At 70.5% G+C, this 17,702-nt stretch carries 15 protein-coding genes; 6 read left to right on the top strand and 9 right to left on the bottom strand.

What is annotated here, in order from left to right; all coding sequences use genetic code 11:
- Window position 1: 1 nt before the first annotated feature.
- Together KCH48_RS11945 and KCH48_RS11940 are read right to left on the bottom strand one after the other, a co-directional pair.
- Entirely contained in the window at window positions 2–739 is a 738-nt protein-coding gene (locus tag KCH48_RS11945; RefSeq protein ID WP_210572901.1) for a response regulator transcription factor, read from the bottom strand.
- On the bottom strand, window positions 736–2,028 hold the full coding sequence (locus tag KCH48_RS11940) for an ATP-binding protein (RefSeq protein ID WP_210572899.1): 1,293 nt from the start codon (window positions 2,026–2,028) through the stop codon (window positions 736–738). The genes KCH48_RS11945 and KCH48_RS11940 overlap by 4 nt, the downstream gene beginning before the upstream one ends.
- Before the next feature lie 179 nt (window positions 2,029–2,207).
- Here KCH48_RS11940 and KCH48_RS11935 point away from each other — a divergent pair, with 179 nt between their 5' ends.
- Window positions 2,208–3,695, top strand: coding sequence for a PspC domain-containing protein (locus KCH48_RS11935; protein ID WP_210572897.1), 1,488 nt, complete (start codon window positions 2,208–2,210; stop codon window positions 3,693–3,695).
- Window positions 3,682–3,951 (top strand): hypothetical protein, encoded by a 270-nt coding sequence (locus tag KCH48_RS11930; protein ID WP_210572895.1) that lies wholly within the window; start codon window positions 3,682–3,684, stop codon window positions 3,949–3,951. Before KCH48_RS11935 ends, KCH48_RS11930 begins: the two co-directional genes overlap by 14 nt.
- Window positions 3,952–3,954: 3 nt before the next feature.
- Here KCH48_RS11930 and KCH48_RS11925 read toward each other — a convergent pair whose 3' ends face one another.
- Both KCH48_RS11925 and KCH48_RS11920 read right to left on the bottom strand, forming a co-directional pair.
- On the bottom strand, window positions 3,955–4,485 hold the full coding sequence (locus tag KCH48_RS11925; RefSeq protein WP_210572894.1) for a DoxX family protein: 531 nt from the start codon (window positions 4,483–4,485) through the stop codon (window positions 3,955–3,957).
- A gap of 118 nt (window positions 4,486–4,603) precedes the next feature.
- A complete protein-coding gene (locus tag KCH48_RS11920) occupies window positions 4,604–5,899 on the bottom strand; it encodes a hypothetical protein (RefSeq protein ID WP_210572892.1) in 1,296 nt (431 codons plus the stop codon).
- 186 nt (window positions 5,900–6,085) lie between these two features.
- Here KCH48_RS11920 and KCH48_RS11915 point away from each other — a divergent pair, with 186 nt between their 5' ends.
- Window positions 6,086–6,970 carry a DUF4429 domain-containing protein gene (locus KCH48_RS11915; protein ID WP_210572890.1) on the top strand — a complete coding sequence of 295 codons (885 nt, stop codon included), beginning with the start codon at window positions 6,086–6,088 and terminating at the stop codon, window positions 6,968–6,970.
- Between the two features lie 57 nt (window positions 6,971–7,027).
- On the opposite strand, the gene KCH48_RS11910 is transcribed toward KCH48_RS11915, so the two are convergent.
- Window positions 7,028–7,822 carry a class II aldolase/adducin family protein gene (locus KCH48_RS11910; protein WP_210572888.1) on the bottom strand — a complete coding sequence of 265 codons (795 nt, stop codon included), beginning with the start codon at window positions 7,820–7,822 and terminating at the stop codon, window positions 7,028–7,030.
- 139 nt (window positions 7,823–7,961) lie between these two features.
- Here KCH48_RS11910 and KCH48_RS11905 point away from each other — a divergent pair, with 139 nt between their 5' ends.
- Window positions 7,962–8,435, top strand: coding sequence for a pyridoxamine 5'-phosphate oxidase family protein (locus KCH48_RS11905; RefSeq protein ID WP_210572886.1), 474 nt, complete (start codon window positions 7,962–7,964; stop codon window positions 8,433–8,435).
- A gap of 3 nt (window positions 8,436–8,438) precedes the next feature.
- On the opposite strand, the gene guaA is transcribed toward KCH48_RS11905, so the two are convergent.
- On the bottom strand, window positions 8,439–10,019 hold the full coding sequence (guaA, locus tag KCH48_RS11900) for a glutamine-hydrolyzing GMP synthase (protein ID WP_210572884.1): 1,581 nt from the start codon (window positions 10,017–10,019) through the stop codon (window positions 8,439–8,441).
- A gap of 311 nt (window positions 10,020–10,330) precedes the next feature.
- On the opposite strand from guaA, the gene KCH48_RS11895 reads away from it, so the two are divergent.
- On the top strand, window positions 10,331–10,618 hold the full coding sequence (locus KCH48_RS11895) for a chorismate mutase (protein ID WP_210572883.1): 288 nt from the start codon (window positions 10,331–10,333) through the stop codon (window positions 10,616–10,618).
- 602 nt (window positions 10,619–11,220) lie between these two features.
- On the top strand, window positions 11,221–12,246 hold the full coding sequence (locus tag KCH48_RS11890) for a cell wall protein (protein ID WP_210572880.1): 1,026 nt from the start codon (window positions 11,221–11,223) through the stop codon (window positions 12,244–12,246).
- Between the two features lie 105 nt (window positions 12,247–12,351).
- Here the strand turns inward: KCH48_RS11890 and KCH48_RS11885 are convergent, their stop codons facing one another.
- From KCH48_RS11885 to KCH48_RS11875, 3 genes are all read right to left on the bottom strand, one after another.
- Window positions 12,352–14,130 (bottom strand): GMC oxidoreductase, encoded by a 1,779-nt coding sequence (locus tag KCH48_RS11885; protein WP_210572878.1) that lies wholly within the window; start codon window positions 14,128–14,130, stop codon window positions 12,352–12,354.
- A gap of 78 nt (window positions 14,131–14,208) precedes the next feature.
- The gene (locus KCH48_RS11880; RefSeq protein ID WP_210572876.1) at window positions 14,209–15,822 is read right to left on the bottom strand and encodes a succinic semialdehyde dehydrogenase; all 1,614 of its coding nucleotides are present in this window, start codon (window positions 15,820–15,822) and stop codon (window positions 14,209–14,211) included.
- Window positions 15,823–15,959: 137 nt separating this feature from the next.
- Window positions 15,960–17,684, bottom strand: coding sequence for a serine/threonine-protein kinase (locus tag KCH48_RS11875; RefSeq protein WP_210572874.1), 1,725 nt, complete (start codon window positions 17,682–17,684; stop codon window positions 15,960–15,962).
- Window positions 17,685–17,702 lie beyond the last annotated feature (18 nt).

The following is a 17,702-nucleotide window of genomic DNA, read 5'->3' as shown; positions in this document are numbered from 1 at the left end:
ATCAGACCAGCCGCCGTGCCGTCGCCCACCGGGTCAGCTCATGCCGGTTGGACAGCTGGAGCTTCCTCAGCACCGCGGAGACATGGGACTCGACCGTCTTCACGGAGATGAACAGCTGCTTGGCGATCTCCTTGTAGGCATAGCCACGGGCGATCAGACGCAGCACCTCGCGCTCGCGCTGGGTGAGGCGGTCGAGGTCCTCGTCCACGGGAGGGGCGTCCGTCGAGGCGAAGGCGTCCAGGACGAACCCGGCGAGCCTCGGCGAGAACACCGCGTCGCCTTCCTGCACACGGAAGATGGAGGCGACCAGGTCCGTGCCCGTGATCGTCTTGGTCACGTAGCCTCGCGCGCCGCCCCGGATCACGCCGATCACGTCCTCCGCCGCGTCCGAGACGGACAGGGCGAGGAAGCGGACGGGCTGCTCGGTGTCCGCCATCAACGGGGCGCACCGGCGCAGCACTTCGACCCCGCCGCCTCCCGGGAGGTGCACGTCGAGGAGGACGACCTCGGGCCGGGTCGCGGTGATGACCGTGACCGCCTGGTCGACGTCCGCGGCCTCGCCGACGACTTCGACGCCGGTCTGCTCGGTCTGTCCGATCTCGGCCTGTACGCCGGTACGGAACATGCGGTGGTCGTCGACGAGGACCACGCGGACCCGGCGCTCGCCGCCGCCCGCCTGGGCGGACTCGGCCGACTCCGCCGCTCCCGCCGTACCGCTTGCCTCGGTCGGGTCGCTCATGTCGTCTTCTCCGCCCTCTCCATCTCCAGCTCGACCTCAGTGCCGCCGTCCGGCACGGCACGCAGCCGGGCCGAACCGCCGTTGCGCTCCATGCGGCCGATGATCGATTCTCTGACACCCATACGGTCGGCGGGTATCGAGTCGAGATCGAATCCCGGTCCGCGGTCCCGGACGGACACGAAGACCGTCTTCCCCTCCACTTCGGCGAAGACCTGGACGGCGCCGCCCTCGCCACCGTACTTGGCGGCGTTCACCATCGCCTCGCGTGCGGCTTGCATTTGTGCGGCGATTCTCTCGTCGAGCGGGCAGTCGCCGACCACGACGACCTCTATGGGGACGCCGTGCTTGTCCTCGACCTCGGCCGCGTTGCGCCGCACGGCGTCGGCGAGGGTGGTGGGTTCGTCGGCCTCGTCCTTGCCGGTGCCCTCGGGTTTGTAGAGCCAGGTGCGCAGGTCGCGCTCCTGGGCCCGGGCGAGGCGGCGCACCTCGCTCGCGTTCTCCGCGTTGCGCTGGATCAGGGTCAGGGTGTGCAGCACCGAGTCGTGGACGTGCGCGGCGACTTCGGCGCGCTCCTGGGCGCGGATGCGCATCAGCCGCTCCTCGGACAGGTCCTGGGTCATGCGCACGAGGTAGGGACCGGCGAGGAGCGTTATCCCGACGAGGACCGCGAGGGCGGCCTGCAGGACCGAGCCGAGGTGGGCGGCGGAGCCCTGCAGCACGAAGATGCCGGAGACGCCGGCGGTGACCAGCAGCACGCCGCCCACGGCCCGCAGCAGGTTGAGCGTGCGCTTGCGGCGGCCGGCCGCGACCCAGCGGGCCCGGCGGGCGTTGTCCGCCTGGCGCCAGACCAGGGCGACGCCCGCGCCGACGAGCACGGCCGGCACAAGATACGCCTGGGCGCCGCTGCCCAGATTCACACTGCCGACGAAGACCATGGCCACGACGACCATGAGGAGCAGAGCGACGATCTGGCCCTTGTCCGGCTTGCGGGCGACGAGTCTGCGGCGGCCGTCGGGCGAGGTTTCCGTGCCGACGAGGGAGGGGGGCCGCTGGGCTTCGACGCCGCCGACGCCGAGTGGCACGAAGAACCAGAACGCGGCGTAGAGCAGAGCGCCGAGGCCGTCCGCCATGAACAGGCCGACGAAGACCAGCCGCACCCAGATCACAGGCAGCCCGAGATGCCCGGCGAGCCCCCGCGCCACGCCACCCAGCCAGCGTCCGTCACTGCTGCGGTAGAGCTTGCGCGGCGGCCGCGGTTCCACGAGTGGCGCTGTTGCGGCTTCCGGCATGCCATCGATGTTCACACGCTCGGACGGCCGAGGCATCAGGGTCGACCCCCGAGACTCCCCTGATCTTCGAAACCCGTCTCCGTCGAACGCTTCCCCGCCCTCGGCTCAGGGCCGATATCAGGGTCCGGCCAGGGTCGTTCCGACTCCCGCCGAGGCACTGCGCCCGTCACCATGGACTCATGACAGATCACCAGCACGCCGCGACGGGTCCGGGACCCGGCTCCGGCCCACGCCCCACCCCGGGCACCGGGCAGGACGCCACGGACGCGCCCGGCACCGAGGGAAAGGAGCCTCGCGCGTACGAGAAGGAGGGCACGCAGCCACCCGGCCCGCCGACCAGCGCACCCCGCCCACCCACCGACGCACCCGCCCAGTCGGCCGACGTCCCCGGTCCGCCTCACCGCTTTCGGCGGGATCGGTCGCACAAGATGCTGGCCGGGGTGTGTGCCGGGCTCGGGCGGCAGTGTGACATGGATCCGGTGATCTTCCGGATCACCCTGGCGGTGCTGTCGGCGACCGGTGGCCTCGGTCTGATCTTCTACGGCTTCGCCTGGCTCTTCGTCCCGTACGAGGACGAGGAGCAGAACGAGGTGCGGAAGCTGCTGACCGGCCGGGTCGACGGCCAGGCCCTGACGGCCGTGCTGTTCGCGCTGGTGGGCTGCGGGGTGTTCCTGACCCTGCTGAAGAACGGCGGGGTACTGACCTTCGCCGTGGTCCTCTCCCTGCTCCTCGCGGGCGCCGCCTACTGGTCCCGGCACCGCGGCACCCCCGACCCCGACCCCCTGGCAGCCCAGGCCGTCGCGGACGCCCCGCCGGAGGCACAGGCCCCGCCCGTCCCCACCGCCTACCCGTCCTGGTGGCGCGACCCCATCGTCAAGGACGGCACGCACGAGGGCGGGACGGGCTATCTCTGGGGCCCGGGCGACTCCCACGCCCGCGACATCGCGGCAGCCGTCAACATCGGCCTCGGCCCATGGGGCAACAGCCCCGACGACATACGCCGCCGCACCCCCGTCCAGGCACCGCGTCCGCGCGGCCCCCGCTGGATCGGCGGCTGGGTCTCCCTGCTCGCCCTCCTCGCCGGCGTCCTGGGCACCCGCCTCACCTGGGACGAACACCCCCTCGGCACGAGCCTCCAGACCGGGCTCGCCTGCGCGCTCATCGTCCTCGGCCTGGGCATAGCCGTCAGCGCGTTCCTGGGCCGCACGGGAGCCGGTTCGTTCTTCCTCGCGGTCATCACGGCGAGTCTGCTCGCCGCGGCGGCCGCGATACCGAAGGACATCAGCACGCAGTGGATTCAGGAGACATGGCGCCCCACCGCGGTGGCGGACGTGCGGCAGCACTACGAGCTGGGCACAGGCGTCGGCACGCTCGACCTGACCGCAGTGCCCCTCGCCAAGGGCCGAACGGTCGACACAGGCGCCGACGTCGGCGTGGGCCGGCTGAAGGTGATCGTGCCGGAGGACGTGACCGTGAAGGTGACCATCGACGTGGGCGTGGGCGACATCCAACTGCCGGGCGACGAGCAACAGGACGTGGACGTGGAACCGGGCCGACACCAGGAACTGACCCTCACACCGCCCCCGGGCACCAAGAGCACCGGCACACTCGACCTCGATCTCCGGGTCGGCGTCGGACAGGCGGAGGTGAGCCGTGCTACGTCATGAGGTCCAGCCCGGCCGACTGGTCGCCGGCGCCTTCCTGACCCTCGTGGGCATCATCTACGCCGGCGACGCGGGCGGCGCCTGGGAGACACCGTGGTTCGCGGTGATACCGCTCGTCGTGGTCGGCTTCTGCCTGGCCGCCACGGTGGGTGGGCTGACCCGGGGGATACGCCGCCGCGGACGCCGAACCGGCGCACCACCTGGCCCGACCGAGGCCCAGCCACAGGCACCGGGCCACAACCCCACGCAGGCGGGCTGAGGGTTACCGAAATGCCCCCGTCCGCTGTCGTCGTCGCCCCCGTAGCGCGGCGTCCAGCGACAGCATGGGCGCGCCCGCGAGGACGAGAGGCAGCCAGGCCATCAGGTAGGCGAGGTCATTGCCGTAGTAGTAGGGCTCGGTGGCCCAGCTCACGGTCAGCCACAGGCTGAGGGAGATGAGCGCACCGCCCAGTGCGGCGATGCGGGTGAGCAGGCCGATCAGTGTCCCGATGCCGACGGCCAGCTCGCCGAAGGCGATGGCGTAGCCGAAGCCGACGGGGTTCTTCAGCGCCTGGTCGACCAGGGCCGGGATCGCCGACGAGTCACGCACCGTACGCATCAGATCGCCGACGGACCCGGAACCGGAGTCCTTCATGAAGGCGCTGTCGGTGAGTTTGTCCAGGCCCGCGTAGATGAAGGTGACGCCGAGGAAGACGCGGAGCGGTAGCAGGGCGTAACGGGTGGCGGTGTCCCGCCAGTCGCGTCCGCCGTCGAGATAGGGGGAGTGCGTGTCCGTACGAATGCCGTGAGTCATCGCTCGTAGCCGCCTCTCGCCCGCTGTGACGTGACCCCTCAAATGACGATACGCACGAACAGGCTGCCCCGCTCAACCTCGTCCAGACCTGTTTTTCCGACTTGGTCCGGCTTCCGCGTCACTCCGTCACATCGATCGCGTACCGGTTCGTCTCGGCCCCCGCGGCCGTCACCACCTGAACGTCCAGCCGCCCGGGCTCCACATCCACCGGCACCGGCACCGTGAGCACCGCGTCCGTGGGGTTGCTGAACCCGCCGGTCACCGGCACCAGCGGCACATGCACATGGACCGCGCCGATCCGGACGACCATCCGCGCCAACCGGTCCGCGCCCTGCGCCCCCGGCGGCACGAATCCGGCCCCCCGGATCTCGATGTCGTCGCCGGTGCGGATGGGCGCGTCCAGAGCACCGGTCTCCCGGGACCGCACGACCGAAAGGATCACCGGCCGACCCCCTTCCGCATACTTCCCGGCCACATATGTCGCCGCCGACACCAGCACCACGACCGCCAGCCCCCACGGCAGATCAGGCAGCTGATCCGGCCGCCGCGCCAGCCGCACCGCCGCGAACAGCAACGCGACCGCGCTGATCACGACGTACTGAAGGTCGGCGAACGACCCGCGCCCCGAGTCGTCCGTCAGCAGATCGGCAGCCCGTGGCCGGTCCGCCCGTACCTTCTGCAGCCGCTGTCCCAGCACCCGCATCCCGACGACCCGCCGCACCAGCACCGCGATGCCGCAGACCACGGCGAGCACGGTCACGACCCCGGCACCCCGGGCGAGTTCGAGCCCGGCGATCAGCGCGTCCCGCTCCTCGTGCCCGGAGGCCACCGCGAGACGCCCGGCCAGCACCAGCACGGCGTACGCCACGAACAGAGCCCACGCCCCGGCCACCGCACGCGACGTGGACAGCCGGTTGTCCTCACCGATGACCGGCGCGAGCGCACCGCCGCGCGCCCGGTGGAACCACGAGGCCGCCGTCAGCGCACCGGCCACGACCAGCGCGGCGAGCAGCCCCGCGGTCCGCGCACTCGTCCAGCCCGCGCCGATCGCGGTGAGCGCCTGGCCGAGCAACAGCAGCAGGGCCAGCGCCCCCACCGCACAGGACGTACGCCACCACAGGTGGACGAGCCGGGCGTCGCCCTCGGCACGGCCGCGTTCGGCGACGAGTTCGGCGGACTGGGCCAACTCCTCGGACACCCACTGGCGGGAGGCCGATGCGGAATGGGCCACGGCGGCGGGCAGCCCCTGCCCCGCCGCGAACTCGTCCCGCTTCAGCAGGAATTCGGCGACGGCCCGCCGATGCCCCGCACGGGCCCCGTGCGGACAGTCACCACAGGTGCAGCCACCCCGGTGCCCACCCGTCGGCCCGCCCGAGTCAGCACCCCCACCCTGTCTCGCCTCCTGCACCGCCATGCATCCTCCTCAGACGCCATCAGATCCCGAACGAACCCACGAATCCGGCGAAAAGGCCCCCGACCCACGAATCCCCCACGACGACAGCGAATTGTGCCCTACCACACCCACCCCCCATCCGGCAGGTCAGGTCAACGCGAGGGAAAGGGAGGCCCGCCGTGTTGACCCTGCTGCGAGAATTTCCCTATGGCCGAGATCATCCAGCGCGACGGGACCTGGGCCTTCGACGGCAGCACGGTCAGGATCACGCCGGGCCTGCACCGCTCCGTGCCACTGTTCCGGCAGACGTACGGAGAGGTCGCCGTGCCGCTGGAGGCCGTCTCCGGCATCGTCTTCGAGCCCGAACGCAAGCGCGGCCGGCTCCGGATGCGCCTGAGAGAAGGCGCCGATCCTCTACTCCAGGCGACGGGCGGCCGGCTGCCCGACGCGGCCGACCCGTACCGGCTGGTCGTGGACATCGACCGCTCCGGAGTCGCCGAGTACGTGGCCGAGGAGATCCGCCGCGCGCTGCTCCTGGACCAGATCCCGAGCGACCCGGCCAAGACCTATCTGCTGCCGGGCCCGCCGGTCCCGGTCTCGGTCCGCTCCTCCGACGGCACGGTCTCCTTCGACGGTACGCAGGTGCGGATCGACTGGTCCGACACCTCCGACCGCGTCAAACGCGCGACGGGCCCCCGGATCATCAACATCGGCGACCTCGAACAGGTCGAGTGGCTGCCCAACTCCGGCTACGAGGACGGCTTCCTGCGCTTCGTGACCCGCGAGACGGTGTTCTCCAAACTGCCGCCGGAGAAGGACCCGTTCGCCCTGGACCTGTGGGGCAGCGCCCGCCGCGACCTGCTCACGGCCCTGGTCGCCACCGCGGTCACCGCGCGACTGCCGCACCCCTCGACCCGCACCGGCAGCGACTACGCGGACCGCCGCCAACTGACGGCCGCCGTACCGCCGCAGGCCGACCACCACGACGTACTCCTGCGCCGGCTGCGGGAACTGGGCGAACTGCACCGCGACGGCGTCCTCACGGACGAGGAGTTCGCGATGACCAAGGCGGCGGTGCTACGAGGCTTTTGAGCCGCCGCCACCCCCAACAAGCCCCGCGCCCCCCGGCCCTACGCCCTACGCCCCGCCCTACGACAACAAGTCCGGCTCACTGCGACTGACGTCCTGCCACAACGGCTGATAGTTGATCCACGCCACCAGATCCCCGCCCAGCTGCTCCCGCGTGGCCACCGCGGCCTTGTGGTCGATGAGGAACGGCCGCCCGGCCGCCTTCGCCGTCAGCTGTACCTTGCAGGACCGCTCCAGCGACAGGAACCACCAGGCCGCCGCGTCGACCGAGTCCCCCACCGTCAGCAGCCCGTGGTTGCGCAGGATCAACGCCTTGCGCGAGGCGAGCGCGCCGGCGATGCGGCGGCCCTCCTCGGCGTCCACGGCGACCCCGGTGTAGGCGTCGTAGAGGGCGTGGTCCTCGTAGAAGGCGCAGCTCTCCTGGGTGATCGGGTCCAGCAGATCACCGAGGGCCGACAGCGCCCGCCCGTACACCGAGTGGCAGTGGGCGACCGCGACGACGTCGGGCCGGGCCGCGTGCACCTGCGCGTGCACGGTGAACGCGGCCTGGTTGACGTGATAGCGGCCCTCGATCACCTGCCCGTCGGAGTTGACGAGCACCAGGTCGCTCACGGTGACGTGCTTGAACGGCATCCCGAACGGATTGACCCAGAAGCAGTTGCTGTACTCCGGGTCGCGCGCGGTGATGTGCCCCGAGACACCGTCCTCGAAGCCGAGCCGCCCGAAGATCCGCAGCGCGCCCGCGAGCCGCTCCTTGCGATGCCGGCGCTCGTCGTCGACCGACTCGTGCATCGGCGGCATGGCGAACTGCAGCCGATCGGTGGGCAGCGGCGTGGGCGGTGTGGGCCCGTGCATAGGTTCCTCCTGCACTGGGTTCCTTTACGGGGCGGAAGTTACCGTCGGTCAGCGCAGGAGAACAGGGGTGATGTGTAAAGAAGCAGCGTTCAATCGAAACCGGACAGAAGGTGTCGGGTATCGGCGGCACACTCGCCTTATGACAAAGAACTGGGCGGCCTTCGTCACCGCGGAACCCGACCTCGCCAAACGCGTCGAGGAACGCTTCGGCGCCTTCACCCACCACATCCTCGCCACCCTTCGCAAGGACGGCTCTCCCCGCACCACCGGCCTGGAGGTCCGCTTCCTGAACGGCGAGCTCTGGCTCGGCATGATGCCGGACTCCCGCAAGGCCCTCGACCTGCGCCGCGACCCGCGTTTCGCGCTCCAGACGAACCCCGGGGAGGGGCAGTCCATGGGCGGCGGCGATGTGCGCGTCAGCGGGCGGGCGATCGAGGTCACCGACCCCGAGACCAAGGCCGGATACGGCGCAGAGGTGGAACCGCCGGAGCCGTTCCACCTCTTCCGCACCGAGCTGACGGAGGTCGTACGGACCTACGTCGAGGACGACAAGTACCTGGTCGTCGAGGTCTGGAAGCCGGGAGAGCCCGTGCGCAAGATCAAGCGCACGTAGGGCTCACTCCCACTCGATCGTCCCCGGCGGCTTGCTCGTCACATCGAGCACGACCCGGTTGACGTCCGCGACCTCGTTCGTGATCCGCGTCGAGATCTTCGCGAGCACGTCGTACGGCAGTCGCGACCAGTCGGCCGTCATCGCGTCCTCGCTGGAGACCGGGCGCAGGACGATCGGATGGCCGTACGTCCGGCCGTCGCCCTGGACGCCGACGCTGCGGACGTCCGCGAGCAAGACGACCGGGCACTGCCAGATGTCACGGTCGAGGCCGGCCGCGGTCAGCTCCTCACGGGCGATGGCGTCGGCCTCGCGCAGCAGGTCGAGCCGCTCCTTCGTCACGTCGCCGACGATACGGATGCCCAGACCCGGACCCGGGAACGGCTGCCGCTGGACGATCTCGTCCGGCAGGCCCAGCTCCTGGCCGACCATCCGGACCTCGTCCTTGAACAGCTTGCGCAGCGGCTCGATCAGCTGGAACTCGAGGTCTTCCGGCAGCCCGCCCACATTGTGGTGGGACTTGATGTTGGCGGTTCCGGTGCCACCACCGGACTCGACCACGTCCGGGTACAGGGTGCCCTGCACGAGGAACTCCACCGCCGGACCCTCGTCCGCGATGATCTCGGCCTGCGCCTGCTCGAAGACCCGGATGAACTCGCGCCCGATGATCTTCCGCTTCTCCTCCGGGTCGCTCACCCCGGCAAGCGCCTTCAGGAACCGCTCCTGAGCGTCCACGACCTTCAGCTGTACGCCGGTCGCGGCCACGAAGTCCTTCTCGACCTGCTCGGTCTCGCCCTTGCGCATCAGACCGTGGTCGACGTACACGCAGGTCAGCTGGGAGCCGATGGCCTTCTGTACGAGGGCGGCGGCGACGGCGGAGTCCACGCCGCCGGACAGCCCGCAGATGGCGCGCTTGTCGCCGACCTGCTCACGGATCGCGGCGACCTGCTCCTCGATCACATTGCCGGTGGTCCAACTCGGGGTCAGCCCGGCACCCCGGTACAGGAAGTGCTCCAGCACCTGCTGGCCGTGCGTGGAGTGCATGACCTCCGGGTGGTACTGGACGCCGTACAGCTTCTTCTCGTCGTTCTCGAAGGCGGCGACCGGGACGACGTCCGTGGAGGCCGTCACGCTGAAGCCCTCGGGGGCGGCGGAGCAGGCGTCGCCGTGCGACATCCACACGGACTGCTCGGCGGGCGTGCCCTCGAAGAGGGTGGAGCCGGACTTGCTGACATGCAGGTCCGTACGGCCGTACTCGCGCGCCCCCGTGTTGTCGACCGTGCCGCCGAGCGACGTCGCCATGAGCTGGAAGCCGTAGCACATGCCGAAGACGGGGACGCCGGACTCGAAGATCTCGCGGTCGAGGCGCGGGGCGCCCTCCGCGTACACCGACGAAGGGCCGCCGGACAGGATGATCGCCGCCGGGTTCTTGGCGAGCATCTCCGCCACCGGCATGGTGCTCGGCACGATCTCGCTGTAGACCCGGGCCTCGCGGACGCGACGGGCGATGAGCTGGGCATACTGCGCGCCGAAGTCGACGACCAGGACGGTGTCGGGGGCGGCGGCAGCAGGGGTCGCTGATGACACGGGTTGCCTTCCGGCGGCTTGACAAGGGCTGTGCCACCGATTCTAACGGCGCCCGGGTGCCCGACTGCCGTCTCAGGATGCGAACCGGGTTTGCCGTCACAGACGGCCACGTCATACTGACCCCATGCTCACGCACACGACCTTCCTCTTTACCTATGGCACCCGGCCCGCCGGCTGCCATGGTCGTGCTGCTTGAGAGACTGACAAGCGACTCACCAGGCGCCCCGGGCCGACAAGGCCCGGGGCGCCTGACGTTTTCCGGGTCGTGTCGATCCGGGGCACCCTGCCCAGCCCTATGGAGGAGCCCCGAGATGACCACCACCGCAGCGGAGAAGACCGGCGCGCACACCCGCGAGGCCGCCGAGACGATCACCGGCGCCCGTGAGCGCATCGACGCACTCGACGACCGGATCATCGGCCTGATCCAGGAACGGATGGCGGTCTCCGCCGTCGTTCAGGAGGCCCGGATCGCCTCCGGCGGCCGGCGCGTGAACCTCTCCCGCGAGATGGAGATCCTCGCCCACTACAGGGAGGCCCTGGGCAAGCCGGGCACCTCGCTGGCGATGACCCTGCTGGAGCTGTGCCGCGGCAGGATCTGAAACCGCGTTCCCGGCACAGACGTGCGCATTCCTCTCACCCGTACGGCGCGTGACCGGCGCGCAAAAGGGTTCGTTGGTCCCGATGTCCGTGCCAGCCAGGGGCGGGCCCGAAGAACCACGCGTGGCTCGCTGGTGACCGGACGGCAGGGGACAGCAGCCCGGTCGCCCCAGAGAACGGCCGGCTCCGGGGACGCCCGGGGCCGGCCGGCGGGAAAAACAGACCCCCAGGATCCCCCCGGACAGGGCCAAGGAAACGTACAAGGATGGGTCAAAAGGTTGCGGAGGTCCCGCCCGTCCAGCACGATGCGTAACAAGCCTCTGCCAAAGGTCGAGACCAGGCAAGCGGCGCAACCCCCCGGCGCCGCTCCCCAGGCACCGGCGCTGCCCTGACGTCGGTGCTGACCAAAGAAGGGCCCCGCGGCTCACGCCCGCGGGGCCCTTCTGCATGACCCGGACGCGAGCCGGACGGCCACCCAGTGACCCAGGCCACATAAGAATTCTGTGAAGCGGAGTGCAACCTTTCACAGGGTTCGCGGATCAAACCAGGCGTATCAAGGGCCACACACGTGTCCCACAGCGCAACTGGACTATTCGAGGTCTGCATGAAGGTTCGCCGTGCCATGGCGGTCGCGGCCGCGACGGCTGCGATATCGCCGTTCGCGCTGCTGTCCGCGCCCGCCGCGTTCGCGGAGGGGTCGTCGGCTTCCCCGACTCCCACCGAGTCCGTCACCGAGACGCCCTCCGGGACGGCGAGCGACACGGCCACGGCGACACCGAGCACCACCACGCTGCCGACGGGCACCACGTCGGCCGGCGCCGCCCCGACGAGTTCCGCGCCGACCGGAAGTGCCACGCCCTCCGCCTCCGCGAGCGAGTCGGGCCGGCCCGAGCCCTCGGAGCCGGCCGAGCCGAGCGAGGCGCCGGACGTCCCGTTCTGCGAGGAAGTCGACGAGGAGTTCTCCGACGCCAAGGTGTCCGCGGACGTCAAGGGCCTGCCCGGCAAGATCGTCGCGGGTGACGGCTTCCACGGCTTCAAGCTGATCGTCACCAACGAGTCCGACACGGACGTCGAGGACCTCGGCTTCTACGCCGAGGTCGAGAACTTCGAGCTCGACGAGTCGAAGTATCTGAGCCCCCACGTCGACCTGGAGTTCAAGAACCCCGAGTCCGGCTCCTGGGAGCGGATCGGGGACTCCGAGTGGGCCGGTGACCTTTTCTTCGGCGTCGAGACGCTGAAGTCGAAGGCCAGCCAGACGCTGGATCTGCGCGTCAGCATCGGCGCCAAGGCCCCCGCCGGTGACGCCTACTCCTTCGGCTCCGGTGCCTACCTCGACAACGTCGACGGCCAGGACTGCATCGCCCAGGGCTGGGACCAGGCCGACTTCGAGGTCCTGAAGGCCGGCTCCGCCAACCCGGACCCGGGCACCGCCACGCCGGGTGACAACGGCGGCAAGGGCCCGGGGAAGAAGCCGCAGGGCAACATCTCCGACCTGCCGACCGGCAACCTCGCCGACACCGGCGCAAGCTCCGCGCTGCCGGCCATCGGCCTGGTCAGCGGCGTGGCCATCGTCGCCGGTGCGGGCGCGGTCTTCGCGATGCGCCGACGGAAGGCAGGCGTAACCGGGTAACCGGAGCTTGCCGCAAGACAAAGAAGGACCTGCGCTCGGAGGGGGGTGCAGGTCCTTCTTGTTGTTACCGGTCACTCTTGTTGTTACCGGTCTTGTCGTTACCGGTCACTTCTTCGGCGGTACCGCCGGTATCCCCAGAAACGGCAGCTTCAGCGCGCCGAACGCGTCCGCCGGGACCGTCGGCGACTTGGGCTCGACCGGCTTCAGCCGCTCGTACGGCACGCCCTGCGCGGGACGCGGGTCCTCCTCGCCCTTGTTGGGCCAGAACGACATCGCCCGCTCGGCCTGGGCGGTGATGGTGAGGGACGGGTTCACACCCAGGTTGGCGGAGACCGCGGCGCCGTCGACGACGGAGATGCCGGGGTGGCCGTAGAGGCGGTGGTACGGGTCGATCACGCCGGTCTCGGGTGAGTCGCCGATCGGGCAGCCGCCGAGGAAGTGGGCGGTCAGCGGGGTGCCCATCAGCTCGCCGACGTTGGAGCCGGCGAAGCCGTTGATCGACTCCGCGATCGCCGACGCCGCCTGTGAAGCCGCCTTGATCTGCTTGGGGTTGGGGGCGCCATGGCCCTGGCGTGCGGTCAGCAGGCCTTTGCCGACGCCGTCCGGTTTCAGGTACGTCGTCAGGGAGTTGTCCAGCGACTGCATCACCAGGCCGATGATGGTCCGCTCCGACCAGCGGCGGTTGGAGAGGGAGCGCAGGACGAGGAGCGGGTGCCGGACGGAGTTCTTCAGCCAGGCCGCGACGCGGGACCCGCCGTCCACGTAGGGGACCTGGAGGATCGACAGGCCGCCCATCGAGTTGGAGCCCTTGCCGTAGCGGACCGGCTCGATGTGTGTGTTGGCGTCCGGGTGGATCGAGGACGTGATGGCGACCCCGCGGGTGAAGTCGGCCTTCCGCTCGCCGGTGACCTTGCGGTAGCGCCGGTTGTCGGTCTGCGCGCCGACCAGTGCCTCGGAGTTGGTGCGGGTCAGTTCGCCCAACCGGCCCGAGACGTAGGGGAGTTGACCGGTCGCTTTCATGCGGTGCAGCAGGGTCTGGGTGCCGTAGGTACCGGCGGCGAGGACGACGCGGCGGGCCTTGAAGGTGCGGCCCTCGCCCTTCCTCTTGTCGTCGGTCGGCAGCGTGGCCACCGCGTACCCGCCCTGCGAGTCGTCCGTGACCGACACGACCGTCGTCATCGGGTGCACGACCGCGCCCGCCTTCTCGGCGAGGTAGAGGTAGTTCTCGTTGAGGGTGTTCTTGGCGCCGTGGCGGCAACCGGTCATGCACTCGCCGCACTCGTTGCAGGCCCTGCGCACGGGGCCGGCGCCGCCGAAGTACGGGTCGCCGGCCTGCTCGCCGGGCGCGGCCTTCGTGGTCCCGTCGGCGTCCTTGCCGTCCCCGAAGAACACGCCGACCGGTGCGAGATGGAAGGTGTCGCCGACGCCCATCCGCTCGGCGGCCGCCTTCAGATGTACGTCGGACGGGGTCATGGTCGGGTTGAGCCGTACGCCGAGCATGCGCTGGGCCTGGTCGTAGTACGGCCGCAACTCCTCCTGCCAGTCGGTGATGTCACGCCACTGGGGGTCCTCGAAGAACGGCTTCGGCGGTACGTAGAGGGTGTTGGCGTAGTTGAGCGAGCCGCCGCCGACGCCGGCGCCCGCCAGCACCATGACGTTGCCGAGCAGGTGGATGCGCTGGAGGCCGAACATTCTGAGCCGGGGGGCCCAGAGGTAGTTCTTCAGGTCCCAGGAGTTCTTGGGGAGGGTTTCGGGGGTGAAGCGGCGGCCCGCTTCCAGGACACCGACGCTGTAGCCCTTTTCTGTCAGGCGGAGGGCGGTCACTGAGCCGCCGAAGCCGGAGCCGACGACTATGACGTCGTAGTCGTAGGTGTCCTGGGGCACGGGGTCTCCTCGTTGAGTTTCACGTGCGGGCCGTCTGTGGTTTCTCGCGCAGTTCCCCGCGCCCCTATCGGGGCACTTTTACCTGAACCGGAATGCCTTCATCAGGCGCAGGCTGCGGCTCATGAAAGCGGCGTATTTCTCGTCGTCCATTCCCAGTGACGGGGCCATCGGCAGCAGGCGCTGGTGGGCCACCGTCTGGGCCTCCGTGTACTTGAGGATGCCCTCGGAGCCGTGGCGGCGGCCGAGGCCGGAGTCCTTCATGCCGCCCATGGGGGACTGGACGCTGCCGTAGGCGGGGGCGTAGCCCTCGTTGACGTTGACGGTGCCGGTGCGGAGGCGGGCGGCGACCGCGCGGCCGCGGGTGCCGTTCTTCGTCCAGACGGAGGAGTTCAGGCCGTACGGCGTGGAGTTGACGAGTTCGACGGCCTCGTCCTCGGTCTTGAAGCGGTAGATGGAGACGACCGGGCCGAAGGTCTCCTCCGTGCAGACCGACATGGGTTCCGTGACGCCGTCGAGGATGGTGGGCTCGTAGAAGTACGGGCCGATGTCGGGGCGGGCCACGCCGCCCGCGACGACCTTCGCGCCCTTCTCCACGGCCTCGTCGACGTGCCGCGTCACGGTCTCCAGCTGGCGTTCGCCGACCAGCGATCCCATGTCGGCGCCGTAGGCGAGGGACGTGCCGAGCCGCATCGCCTTGGTGCGGGTGGCGAAGCGTTCCAGGAAGGCGTCGGCGATCGACTCATGGACGTACAACCGCTCGATGGAGATGCACAGTTGACCGGCGGAGGAGAAGCAGGCGCGGACCGCGCCCGCCGCCGCCTTGTCGATGTCGGCGTCCTCGAGGACCAGCATGGCGTTCTTGCCGCCGAGTTCGAGGGAGACGCCGATCAGCCGGGCGGCGGCGCCCTGGGCGACCTCGCGGCCGGTGCGGGTGGAGCCGGTGAAGGAGACGTAGTCGGCGTGCTTGACGAGTTCCGGGCCGACGACGGGGCCCTCGCCGAGGACGACCTGGAAGACGTCGGCGGGCAGTCCGGCCTCGATCAGCAGGTCCCGGGCCCACAGCGCGGTCAGGCATGTCTCCGTGTCCGGCTTCATGACGACCGCGTTGCCCGCGACGAAGGCGGGGAGCGCGTCGCCGACGGAGAGTTCGAGGGGGTAGTTCCAGGGGGCGATCTGGCCCACGACACCGCGCGGGTGGCGCAGTTCGGTGACGCGGGTGAGCGTGGGCACGGCGCCGGCGTGCCGCTTGGGCCGTAGATACGCGGGGGCCCTACGGCCGTAGTGGCGGGCCGCGACGGCCACCGCCTGCACTTCCTCGTGGGCGTGCAGCCGCGCCTTGCCGGTCTCCAGCTGGATGAGGTCGAGGACCTCGGCCTGGCGTTCCAGCACCAGGTCGTGGAAGCGGAGCAGGACGGCGGCGCGCTGCCGCACCGGAACCTGCGCCCAGACGGACTGGGCCGTGCGGGCCGCCTCGAAGGCCTGCCGTACGTCCTCCGGAGTGGACTCGGGCAGGTCGGCCAGCTTCTCGCCGGTGAACGGCGTGTGGTTGGCGGTCCGGCCGGATCCGGTCACGCCCTTGGTGAGCTGCGCGATCAGCTCGGGGGTGACCACGTCGGCGGCGGTACGGGCGCCCGCGGGGGCGGGGGCGAGCGGGTTGGTGCCGGTCTTTGCCGGGGCCTGCGAGTCCGTCATGAGCCGCAGGGTATGCCGCGGCGGGGGCTTTGTGTACCCGGCGGTAATAGGGATTCACCGACTGCTCACACGGCGCCAGCGATCACTGGCAACAAACGCGCTGATCAGGGTCTTGAGCGGAGACGATCAGCGATGGTTCAGTTCGTTCCGATCTCGAGACGGTCACGGGCGCCCTTGAACGCCGCCGTGCCCTTCTTCTCGTCCGCCGTCCCCTTGGGCATGTCCACACGCAGCTCGTACATCCGGCCGTCGTCGGTCCGGATCATCAGCTCCATGACCCGCGTCGGGTACTCCTTCAGGTCGTAGGTGGTGTCGGCGAGCACCGCCTCGTGGCCGTCGATGCTGGTACGCGTGTACTGCGTCCGCGCGTCCCCGTTGTAGCTGTCCCAGTGGGCGTGCGCCTCCTCGGCCTGGCCCATCGGGGAGCGGGGCGCCTTGTCCCACTGGGTCAGCCGGATCTGTACGGTCTCGCTGTCGTCCGCGTAGACCACGATCCGGGGCTGACCGGCCGCGTTGCCCTCCCGGGCGTACTCGTCGTAGCCGGCCGGGACGGAGACGACGGCCTTCATGTCCTCCTCGCGGTGCGCGGTCCAGGGCGCGGACGAGGTGCTGCCCGCTTCGGCGCCAGGGCCGGAAGCCCCTCCGCTGTCGGTGTCGGCGAGTGACGTACCGAGCCAGATGCCGCCGGCGAGGAGGGCGCCGAGCAGGGCGGCGGGGAGAGGGTGACGGAGGAGGGCGGGGCGGCGGGATTTGGGGGTGGAGACGGTGGCGGGGGTGGGGTCGGGGTTCGGGTCGGGGGTGGGGTTCTTCGCCTCGTCCGGAGCGGGCTGCGGCTCTTCCGAAGCAGGCTTCGGCTCAGCCTGATCCGGCTCCGGTATGGCTTCGGCTTCGGCGCCAGTCGTGCCGTCGGCTGCTTCCGCACCCGCGCCTGCCAGCCGTACCGTCCCGACGTCGTCGGAGAACTCCCTCAGCTGGGAGGCGTCCTGGGCCTCCGTCGCGGGTGCCCCGGTCGGACCGGCCGTCGGCCATCGTCCGGCCGCCGCCTCCAGGATCTTGCCGACCTCCTCCGGGTCCGGCCGCTGCTCGGGCTCCTTGACCAGCAGTCGCACGATGAGCGACCCGAGCGGTCCGGCCTGCTTGGGCTCGGGCGGGTCCGCGGAGAGGATCGCGGCGAGGGTGGACTCCAGCGTCGTACGACGGAAGGGGGACCATCCTTCTACGGCGGCGTAGAGCAGGACGCCCAGGGACCACAGGTCGGAGGGGGGACCGGCGCCGCGGCCGGACATGCGCTCGGGGGCGATGAATTCGAGGGAGCCGACGAACTCGCCGCTGAGGGTGAGGGATTCCTCGCCCTGGACATGGGCGATGCCGAAGTCGGTGAGGACGACGCGGCCGTGCGGGCCGAGCAGGACGTTGGCCGGCTTGACGTCTCGGTGGACGATCCCGACGGCGTGCGCGGCGCGCAGCGCGCCGAGGACGGCGAGGCCGACCCTGGCGGACTCGGCGGGTTCCATCGGCCCGCGTTGCAGCACCTCGTGCAGTGACTCCCCGCGGATCAACTCCATGACGATCCAGGGGAGTCCGTCGTCCACGACGACGTCATGGATGGAGACGGCCGAGGGATGATCGACGCGAGCGGCGGCGCGGGCCTCGCGATAGAGCCGGTTGGCGGCGCGCTGGTGGCCGGCGTCCTCCGGGTCACCTGGTAACCGCGGCTGCTTCACGGCGACTTCGCGGTCCACGAGTTCGTCGTGCGCCCGCCAGACGGTGCCCATCCCGCCGGAGCCGATGCGCTCGACCAGCCGGTAGCGCCCCCCGACCAGCCGGCCCTTGGGGCCTGCCCCGCCCCCGTCGTTGCTCATGCCCCCATGACTACCGTG

Source organism: Streptomyces sp. GESEQ-4, from assembly GCF_017948455.1.
Classification (GTDB): domain Bacteria; phylum Actinomycetota; class Actinomycetes; order Streptomycetales; family Streptomycetaceae; genus Streptomyces.
Note: the sequence above shows the minus strand (reverse complement) of the source record. Positions and strands in the feature narration are given on the sequence as shown.